Raw genomic sequence first — 8,579 nt, 5'->3', positions numbered from 1 at the left:
AAATCTTTTGACACTACCAATAGTAAGGGGAATATTATTAGACAAGCGAATTGAAGGAAAAGCCATCAACTGCTGAAATTCTTCCTCTCCACCATGTTCCGCGGTTAAGAGTTTCTTGACTGTTTGTATTTAGATATTTAGCATCTTTAAGATGAATAAACGTGAAAGGAGTCGAATTATCTTTAGACTCTTTATCAGATTCTTGTTGTTTCTGCTTGGCGTATTCCTCTTTTAAATCATGAAATTTCTTTGAGATAATTTTTGACATTGTGCTATCATGAAAATTCTTCGATGCTTCAGTAATTCCTTCGTAATAGGCAGTTGCCCCGATAAGTGTTCCTGAGACAACAGTTCCGTTCACGCTTAAAGTAACATCAACTTCAACACCGTCTTGCTCAACTAGATCTAAAAACATCAAAATAATTGCATCATCAGTACCTGTTTGTTCTTGCTCTTTTTCTTTTGCCATATTGAAACACCTCGCAAATAAACGTTGGTAAAGTTATCATGCCCTAAAAAGTAGGTCATTCTTACTCCATTTTTTAACATTTAATCATAGTGGACAACTCCCTTCATATAATGTACAAGTCCGGTAAAAAGGGAGTGTGTGGTTTCATTGAGTATCAGCATATTGGTTAGTTACATTTTTTTAGGATTATCCTTAGCTGCTCCGATTGGACCAGTTAATTCTGCTAGATTAGATAAAGGAATAAAAAATGGTTTCTGGCATGCTTGGATTGTAGGAGCAGGAAGTATGATGGCAGATGCTATTTTTATGCTCTTTGTTTACCTTGGTATGGTGAATTTTCTAGATATACCCTTTGTCCAAATTTTTCTATGGTTATTTGGTGGATTTATTCTTATTTATTCAGGTATTGAAAGCATTCTAGGTGTGAATAAGGTTAATCTTACAATAACCCGTAAAAAGGATTCCTTAACAAAATGCTTTTTTACTGGGTTTATGATGTCTATAACAAGTCCACTTTCCATTCTGTTTTGGTTAGGAATTTATGGATCGGTATTAGCTAAAACGATTCAAGTGAATGGTACAAGCCAATTATTGGTGTACAGCTGTATGATTTTTGTAGGGCTAACATTGTGGGATGTTTTTGTTGCTGGTCTTACAACAGGATTCCGTAAATTTTTAAATGATACTAGCTTAAAGGTAATCTCCATTATCTCTGGTGCTTCACTTTTAGGGTTTGGACTTTATTTTGGTTTTCAAGGTCTGAAAGCGCTCTTTAGTTTCTAATTCCAGTGGTGTTATTGACCATTTGAAATAAAAGTTAGAAAAGCGATTGCCTTTATTCAATCGCTTTTTTCTTTTAAACTTATACTATTAAGAGGAAAAAGCTAATGTTGGTGAAAGGAGAAACTTATGGCATCAATAATTGAATTAAAACACGTTTCACTTAAAAGAAATGGTCAATGGATTTTGAACGATATTAATTGGGAAATCAAAAAGCATGAACATTGGGTGTTGTATGGATTAAATGGAGCTGGAAAAACAGCGCTATTAAATATGCTTTGTGCGTACTACTTTCCAACTGAAGGAGATGTGAAAGTATTAGGGAAGGTATTTGGTCGAGATTATTTAGCGGAAAAACTTCGTCAAAAAATCGGACTAGTATCTACAAAACTACAACAGAAATTTTATCCGTCAGACAATGCATTTGAAATTGTATTAAGTGGTGCTTTTGCTTCAATCGTACTTTATGAGAAACCAACAGAGGAAATGAGACAAAAAGCGATTGGACTATTAAAAGAACTAAGCTGTTTACATTATGCCGATAGAGCTTATGAAACTTTGTCGCAGGGAGAAAGGCAACGAGTTTTGATTGCTCGAGCTTTAATGACAGAGCCTGAGCTGTTAATTTTAGATGAACCGACAACAGGTTTAGATTTTCTTGCACGTGAACAGCTATTAGAATCAATAGAGGGCATGATGAAAAAGGAATCCGCACCAACTCTTCTTTATGTTACTCATCATGTTGAAGAGATATTGCCAATCTTTTCTCATACTCTTTTATTAAAAAGAGGAGAAGTATTTGATTCTGGTGAAACAAAAGAGATGCTATCTGCTGGGAAGCTTTCAGCGCTTTTTGATTCTGACGTTTCGGTAATCTGGGATGAAGGACGTGCAAGTTTAAGGAAAAAAGTTCAAACCATTGATGCAGAATAGTACTCGCTCTTTCTTAATAAAAATAGAAATAAGGCCTACATCTTTTACGATTATTAAAGAAGGTGTTCGAAATGTTTCTAAAATCCTTTGAAACTAAACAAATGCTTGAGGCAATTTTAGAGAGTATTGATGAAGGAATTCATGCTGTTAATTCTGAAGGGATAACAATCTTTTATAATCAAGTAGCAGCAAAGCATGACGGAGTTGAAGTGGAGGAAGTACTCGGAAAACATGTTCTTGAGGTATTTCCTTCATTAAATAAGCAAACAAGTACCTTACTCAAGGTCATTGAGACAGGAAACTCAATTTATCAGCAATCTCAGACCTATAAAAATAGTAAAGGTCAGCTAATTGATACGGTAAATACTACTTTACCTATTAAAGTTGGGAATAACATTGTAGGGGCAGTTGAAATTGCTAAGGATTTTACAAAAGTAAAACAACTTTCTCAAAAGCTTCTTGAACTTCAGGAAAAAATGAATGGGCAACAATCAAAGCCAATAACCATTTCAGGAGCAAAGTATGAGTGGGACCATTTTGTAACTGCTTGTGAAGAAATAAATGAATTAAAGAGATTGGCTAAAAAGGCTGCCAATAGTACATCACCGGTTATGGTATATGGTGAGACTGGAACAGGAAAGGAATTAATGGTTCAGGCCCTTCATAATGGTTCAGTAAGAAAAAATGGACCATTTATTGCTCAAAATTGCTCTTCTTTACCTGAATCTTTGCTTGAAAGTATCTTATTTGGTACGAAAAAAGGAAGTTACACAGGAGCGGTCGATCGAGCGGGATTATTTGAGCTTGCTCATGGTGGAACTCTGTTTTTAGATGAGATTCATACAATGCCCTTAGATTTTCAAGCAAAGCTATTACGAGTCCTGGAAGATGGAGTTATTAGGCGAGTGGGAGGTGTTGATTCATATTCAGTAGATGTAAGAGTTATTGTCGCGATGAACGAGCATCCTTACATTTGTATGGAAAAGAAGCAATTAAGAACGGATTTATACTATCGTTTAAATGTTTTCTTTCTTGAGCTTCCTCCTTTAAGAAAAAGAACAGGAGATATTCCTCTATTAATTCATCATTTTATTCAAAAATATAACTACAATTTCGGTAAACTTGTGATTCATATTGATGAGAACGTGATATCGATGTTAGAAAGTCATTCCTGGCCTGGAAATGTTAGAGAGCTTGAGCACGTAATTGAATATGCGATGAACATGGTAGAAAATGAGGATACATTAACAATCCATCATTTACCATCATTTATTAAAAATAAGGTTTCTGCCGAGAAGGATGAAATAAAACCCTTTCGTGAAGCTGTTGAGAAAACAGAGAAAGACTTAATTCAACAAGCTTTACACAAAACAAATGGAAATGTGCTTAAGGCCTCCGAGCTCCTTGAACTCCCAAGACAAACTCTCCAATATAAAATAAAAAAATATAAAATTCACTAAAATGAGGTGGATACAATGACCTTGTCTTCCGAAACGAAGAAACTTTCAACATCTCGCTATGTCATGCAACTGTATTTAGACTATTTTAATGAACGAATTAGAGTCGATCATTACCGGGGAAATATGACAATGATTTTGCAGGAAATAGAAAGATTAAGCGCAGAAAATACCTTTCAAAAAATTATTTTTTACACACGCCCTGAGCAATGGATGGACCTTTTATCAAAAGGATATGAGTTGGAAGCAGTAATAAAAGGATATTTTAATGGTGCCGATAACATGATTATGACGAAGTATATAGATGATAAACGAAGAACAAGTGAACACTGGATTCAAGAGAATATTATCCTTGAAAAAGTCTTTCAAAAAGAACGACAAGTAAATGAAACGAACTTACCGGCTCATTATCATTTCCGAAAAGCTGAAATCAACGATGCAGAACAGCTCGCCAATTTATATGGAAGGGTGTTTGAAATTTATCCAACACCGATGAATAATAAAGACTATGTAAAAAAAATGATTAGTGCAGGCAATCTTTTTTATGTAGTTGAGAGCAACAACTTACTAGTTAGTGCTGCTTCTGCAGATGTGAACATTGATTTTAAAAATGCTGAGTTAACAGACTGTGCAACACTACCAGAACATAGAAAATACGGGTTAATGAAAATGCTGTTATTATTTCTAGAAACTGATTTGCGAGATAATGGGATTTTTTGTGCATTTTCAATTGCGAGGTCTTTATCCTTTGGGATGAATGCAGCATTTTATCAGCTTGGTTATGAATACAACGGGAGATTGACTAAGAACTGTTATATATTCGATAAGCTTGAAGATATGAATGTATGGGTTAAAGATCTCTCTCATTAACTGCCAAGTTTTTAACATGCTGCCGAATATTCAGCAAGTCTAAAAGGTTTTATTTGCCCGAATATTGGCACTGACTGCTTCTTTTTATATAAAAAAGGATGGCTCTTTATGAAGAGTAGACATAATTTATTTTTACAGATGTTTAATCATAACGGTTTATCTAAAGGAAATGGTTTCCTTCTTATAGTTGGCACAAATCTTGCTTAATAATTTGTGAATAGCAAATGTAAGGGGGAAATCTTCATGTTGCATGATTTATATAAACCTGACCGTCATTGGAAAGAAATTAGTTTATGGAAAGATGTCACTGATGAAAAATGGAATGACTGGATTTGGCAGTTAACAAACACAATCCGAACTCTTGATGACTTAAAACAAGTCATTGACTTAACACCTGAGGAAGAAGAGGGTGTAAAAATTTCTACAAAAACAATCCCACTCAATATTACTCCATATTATGCATCACTTATGAATCAAACTGATACGAGATGTCCAATTCGAATGCAATCTGTTCCGATTAGTCAAGAAATAAAGAAAACGAAATATGACTTAGAAGATCCATTAGAAGAAGATGAAGATTCACCTGTAGCAGGTTTAACACATCGTTATCCAGATCGTGTACTTTTTCTCGTTACGAATCAATGCTCCATGTATTGTCGTTACTGTACCCGTCGTCGTTTTTCCGGGCAAATCGGGATGGGAGTGCCTAAGAAGCAACTAGATGGTGCGATTGAGTATATTCGCAATACACCAGAAGTTAGAGATGTTCTCTTATCTGGTGGAGATGGACTTTTAATAAATGACACAATATTAGAATATATCTTAAAAAATTTACGAGAAATCCCACATGTGGAAATCATTCGGATTGGCACAAGAGCACCTGTTGTGTTTCCACAACGAATAACAGAAAACCTTTGTAATATTTTGAAAAAATATCATCCTGTTTGGCTAAACACCCACTTTAACACTTCTATTGAGATAACAGAAGAATCTAAGCGTGCTTGTGAAATGCTTGTTGATGCGGGTGTGCCTGTCGGAAATCAGGCTGTTATTTTAGCGGGAATTAATGACAGTGTGCCGATTATGAAAAAACTCATGCATGACTTGGTGAAAATTAGAGTCCGACCTTATTACATTTATCAGTGTGATCTGTCAGAGGGGATCGGTCACTTTAGAGCGCCGATTTCAAAAGGTTTAGAAATCATCGAAGGTTTACGTGGACATACGAGCGGTTATGATGTTCCAGCCTTCGTCGTTGATGCTCCTGGTGGTGGCGGGAAAATTACATTACAACCAAACTATGTGATTTCACAAAGTCCAACAAAAACGGTACTTCGCAACTTTGAAGGAGTGATCACAACGTATCCAGAACCGGAAAAGTATGTTGCAGGACGTGCAGATGATTACTTTAATGAGATCTATGCAAAGGAAAATATCAAACCGTCTAAAACTGGTATTACCTCTCTACTAAATGATGAGAAATTTAATCTTGTACCAGAATCATTGGAACGTATTAACAGAAGACAAAGTTTCCAAGAAGATCCGAATTATTCAACATTAAAAGATAAGCGTGAGAAACGTGATGAATTAAAGGAGAAAAAGTTTCAGGCACAACAAAAGAAAGATAGTTAGTAAACGGAGGAATAAGGGAGGTGCCTCATTATAAATGAAATGTGAATGGTGCGAATCCGTTAATGTAACAAATATAACCTGTACGGTTTTTTGGGAGCTGCCTGATGGAACGCGTGCTATTGAAATTACCGACACACCTGGTGTGAAATGTTCCTCATGTGGAATGGAATATCAAGATAAAAAAATGATTGAGGAGCTAGAAGATCAGTTGTTTCTTATTGATACAAAGAAAGTGGATAAAGTGGTTTCATTCCAATCATTAATGACAATGCCGAGGTTATTAAAACGTAACTATTTTAAATTTTAACGTTGCTTATGTAAAAGAAAGAGGCGATCGTATGAAACGGTCATTATTAATTAAACCAACCATGAACGAGCAATATCCAACAGTGAGTTATGGGAGGGGGATTTATTTATACGATAATGCGGGCAAGCGATATATTGACGGATCCTCAGGTGCAGTTACAGCGAGCCTTGGTCATGGGGTAGACGAAATTATTAAAAGCATGCAGAATCAAGCAAATAAAGTTTCATTTGTTTATCGTTCTCAATTTACTTCAGAGCCTGCCGAACGTCTGGCTGAGAAGTTAAACAAACTTGTTGATGCTGATGAAGATTATTGGTCCTTTTTTGTTAATAGTGGATCAGAAGCAACGGAAACGGCGATGAAGGTTGCCATTCAATATTGGCAGGAGCAAGGTGATTTTAAGAAGCAAAGAATCTTGTCGCGGTGGGTAAGCTACCATGGGATCACACTCGGTGCGTTATCTATGTCTGGACATGTGAATCGTAGGGAACGATTTGTTTCCTTGCTAGAGGATTACCCCTCTGTTACTGCTCCGTATTGCTATAGATGTTCTTTTGATAAAGCATATCCAACTTGTCAGTTAATGTGTGCAAATGAAGTGGAGGCTGCGATAAAAAGAATCGGAAGTGATCATATTGCTGCTTTCATCGCAGAACCAATTATTGGTGCAGCAGGAGGTGTGATCGTACCCCCGGACGGATATTATCAGAAAGTTAGAGAAATATGCGATCGCTACAACATTTTATTTATAGCAGATGAAGTGATGACGGGAATCGGTCGTACGGGTAAGATGTTCGGCCTAGATCATTGGGGAGTAAAGGCGGATATTATTGCACTCGGAAAAGGGATGAGCGCAGGCTTTACTCCAATTGCTGCAACTCTCGTGAGTGAAAAAGTGATGAAACCGATTCTAGAAGGCTCAAATTCTATCATGAGTGGCCATACGTATAGTGCCAACCCTCAATCAGCAGCAAGTGCTTTAGCTGTTTTAGAATATATTGAGAATAATAACTTAGTAGATAAGGTAAAAGAACGTGGCACATACTTGTTGGAAAGACTTAAAGAAGAAACAGCCAACCTTGAAATGATTGGCGATATACGTGGAAAAGGACTAATGATTGGGGTTGAGTTTGTTTCTGATAAAAATATAAAGCAGTCATTTCGTAAAAATGATGCTATTACGAACAAGATTGTAATAAGAGCTAGAGAAAAAGGCTTATTAATCTATCCATCCTCCGCAGGTCAAGATGGAGTAGGTGGAGATGCGATCATCATTTCTCCTCCCTTTATTATTTTAAAAGAAGAAATAGAGGAACTTGTTACTATTTTTAAAGAAGTTGTCTCCGAAATTCAGAAGGAGTTAGGCAGGGGGAACAGACCATGAAGCAACCAATGCCAAAAAAGAGGATAAATAAGGTTGGGAGTTTAGAAGAAGGTTTTTCCCGTATACGTGATGGATGTTCACTTATGTTTGGTGGATTTGGAGGAGTAGGAAATCCACCTACTATTATAAATGGCATACTTCAAAAGAGGATTAAGGATTTCACACTTATAGGAAATGATGCTGGTTTTCCTACAATTGGGATTGGGAAAGTGGTCAGTCAAGGAAGGGCTAAAAAAATGATTGTCTCCCATATTGGGTCAAATCCGGTTGCAGGTCAGTTAATGATAGATGGGAAAATGGAAGTCGAATTTTGCCCACAAGGTACATTGGCAGAACGAATAAGGGCAGGTGGAGTTGGTCTTGGAGGAATTCTCACTGATATCGGAATTGATAGCATGATTGAAGAAGGAAAACCAAAAATCAAGATAAAAGGTCAAGACTATTTAGTAGAAACAGCACTTACTGCAGATGTTTCAATTGTTTACGCCAAAAAAGCAGATACCTTCGGAAATCTTGTTTATGAAACAAGTGCCCGAAATAACAATCCTTTAGTAGCGATGGCTGGTCGATATACAATTGTCGAGGCCGAACAAATCGTCGAAGCAGGAGAACTCGATCCAGAAGCCATCATCACACCAGGCGTTTACGTAGACATCGTTGTACAAAGTGAAGGAGTCGATTGGAAATGGGCTTGGGAGTAGTGGGGTGGAGCCTGTCCGGGTGGAAAGGTGCCTGGTGTATTAGATA

The 8,579-nt window shown here is 36.7% G+C and carries 9 protein-coding genes; 8 read left to right on the top strand and 1 reads right to left on the bottom strand.

What is annotated here, in order from left to right; genetic code table 11:
• Positions 1–37: 37 nt before the first annotated feature.
• Positions 38–469 carry a gas vesicle accessory protein GvpU gene (gvpU, locus tag COD11_RS09630; RefSeq protein ID WP_098796544.1) on the bottom strand — a complete coding sequence of 144 codons (432 nt, stop codon included), beginning with the start codon at positions 467–469 and terminating at the stop codon, positions 38–40.
• A 147-nt stretch (positions 470–616) separates the two neighbouring features.
• Between gvpU and COD11_RS09625 the strand changes: the two genes are divergently transcribed.
• The 8 genes from COD11_RS09625 (at position 617) to COD11_RS09590 (ending at position 8,533) form a co-directional block, all read left to right on the top strand.
• On the top strand, positions 617–1,252 hold the full coding sequence (locus COD11_RS09625; protein ID WP_098796543.1) for a LysE family transporter: 636 nt from the start codon (positions 617–619) through the stop codon (positions 1,250–1,252).
• 126 nt (positions 1,253–1,378) lie between these two features.
• Positions 1,379–2,182 (top strand): ABC transporter ATP-binding protein, encoded by an 804-nt coding sequence (locus COD11_RS09620; RefSeq protein ID WP_098796542.1) that lies wholly within the window; start codon positions 1,379–1,381, stop codon positions 2,180–2,182.
• Between the two features lie 71 nt (positions 2,183–2,253).
• Positions 2,254–3,642: a sigma-54 interaction domain-containing protein gene (locus tag COD11_RS09615; protein WP_098796541.1), complete on the top strand. Its 1,389-nt coding sequence runs from the start codon at positions 2,254–2,256 to the stop codon at positions 3,640–3,642.
• 15 nt (positions 3,643–3,657) lie between these two features.
• Complete coding sequence (gene ablB / locus COD11_RS09610; protein WP_098796540.1) at positions 3,658–4,509, top strand: putative beta-lysine N-acetyltransferase; 852 nt, start codon at positions 3,658–3,660, stop codon at positions 4,507–4,509.
• Between the two features lie 243 nt (positions 4,510–4,752).
• Positions 4,753–6,141, top strand: coding sequence for a lysine 2,3-aminomutase (gene kamA, locus COD11_RS09605; protein WP_098796539.1), 1,389 nt, complete (start codon positions 4,753–4,755; stop codon positions 6,139–6,141).
• Between the two features lie 34 nt (positions 6,142–6,175).
• Complete coding sequence (locus tag COD11_RS09600; RefSeq protein WP_098796538.1) at positions 6,176–6,448, top strand: YokU family protein; 273 nt, start codon at positions 6,176–6,178, stop codon at positions 6,446–6,448.
• 31 nt (positions 6,449–6,479) lie between these two features.
• Positions 6,480–7,832 carry an aspartate aminotransferase family protein gene (locus tag COD11_RS09595; protein WP_098796537.1) on the top strand — a complete coding sequence of 451 codons (1,353 nt, stop codon included), beginning with the start codon at positions 6,480–6,482 and terminating at the stop codon, positions 7,830–7,832.
• Positions 7,829–8,533: a CoA transferase subunit A gene (locus COD11_RS09590; RefSeq protein ID WP_098796536.1), complete on the top strand. Its 705-nt coding sequence runs from the start codon at positions 7,829–7,831 to the stop codon at positions 8,531–8,533. Before COD11_RS09595 ends, COD11_RS09590 begins: the two co-directional genes overlap by 4 nt.
• Positions 8,534–8,579 lie beyond the last annotated feature (46 nt).

Origin of the sequence: Bacillus sp. AFS040349 (genome assembly GCF_002577655.1) — a bacterium.
Lineage (GTDB): Bacteria > Bacillota > Bacilli > Bacillales > Bacillaceae > Metabacillus.
Note: the sequence above shows the minus strand (reverse complement) of the source record. Positions and strands in the feature narration are given on the sequence as shown.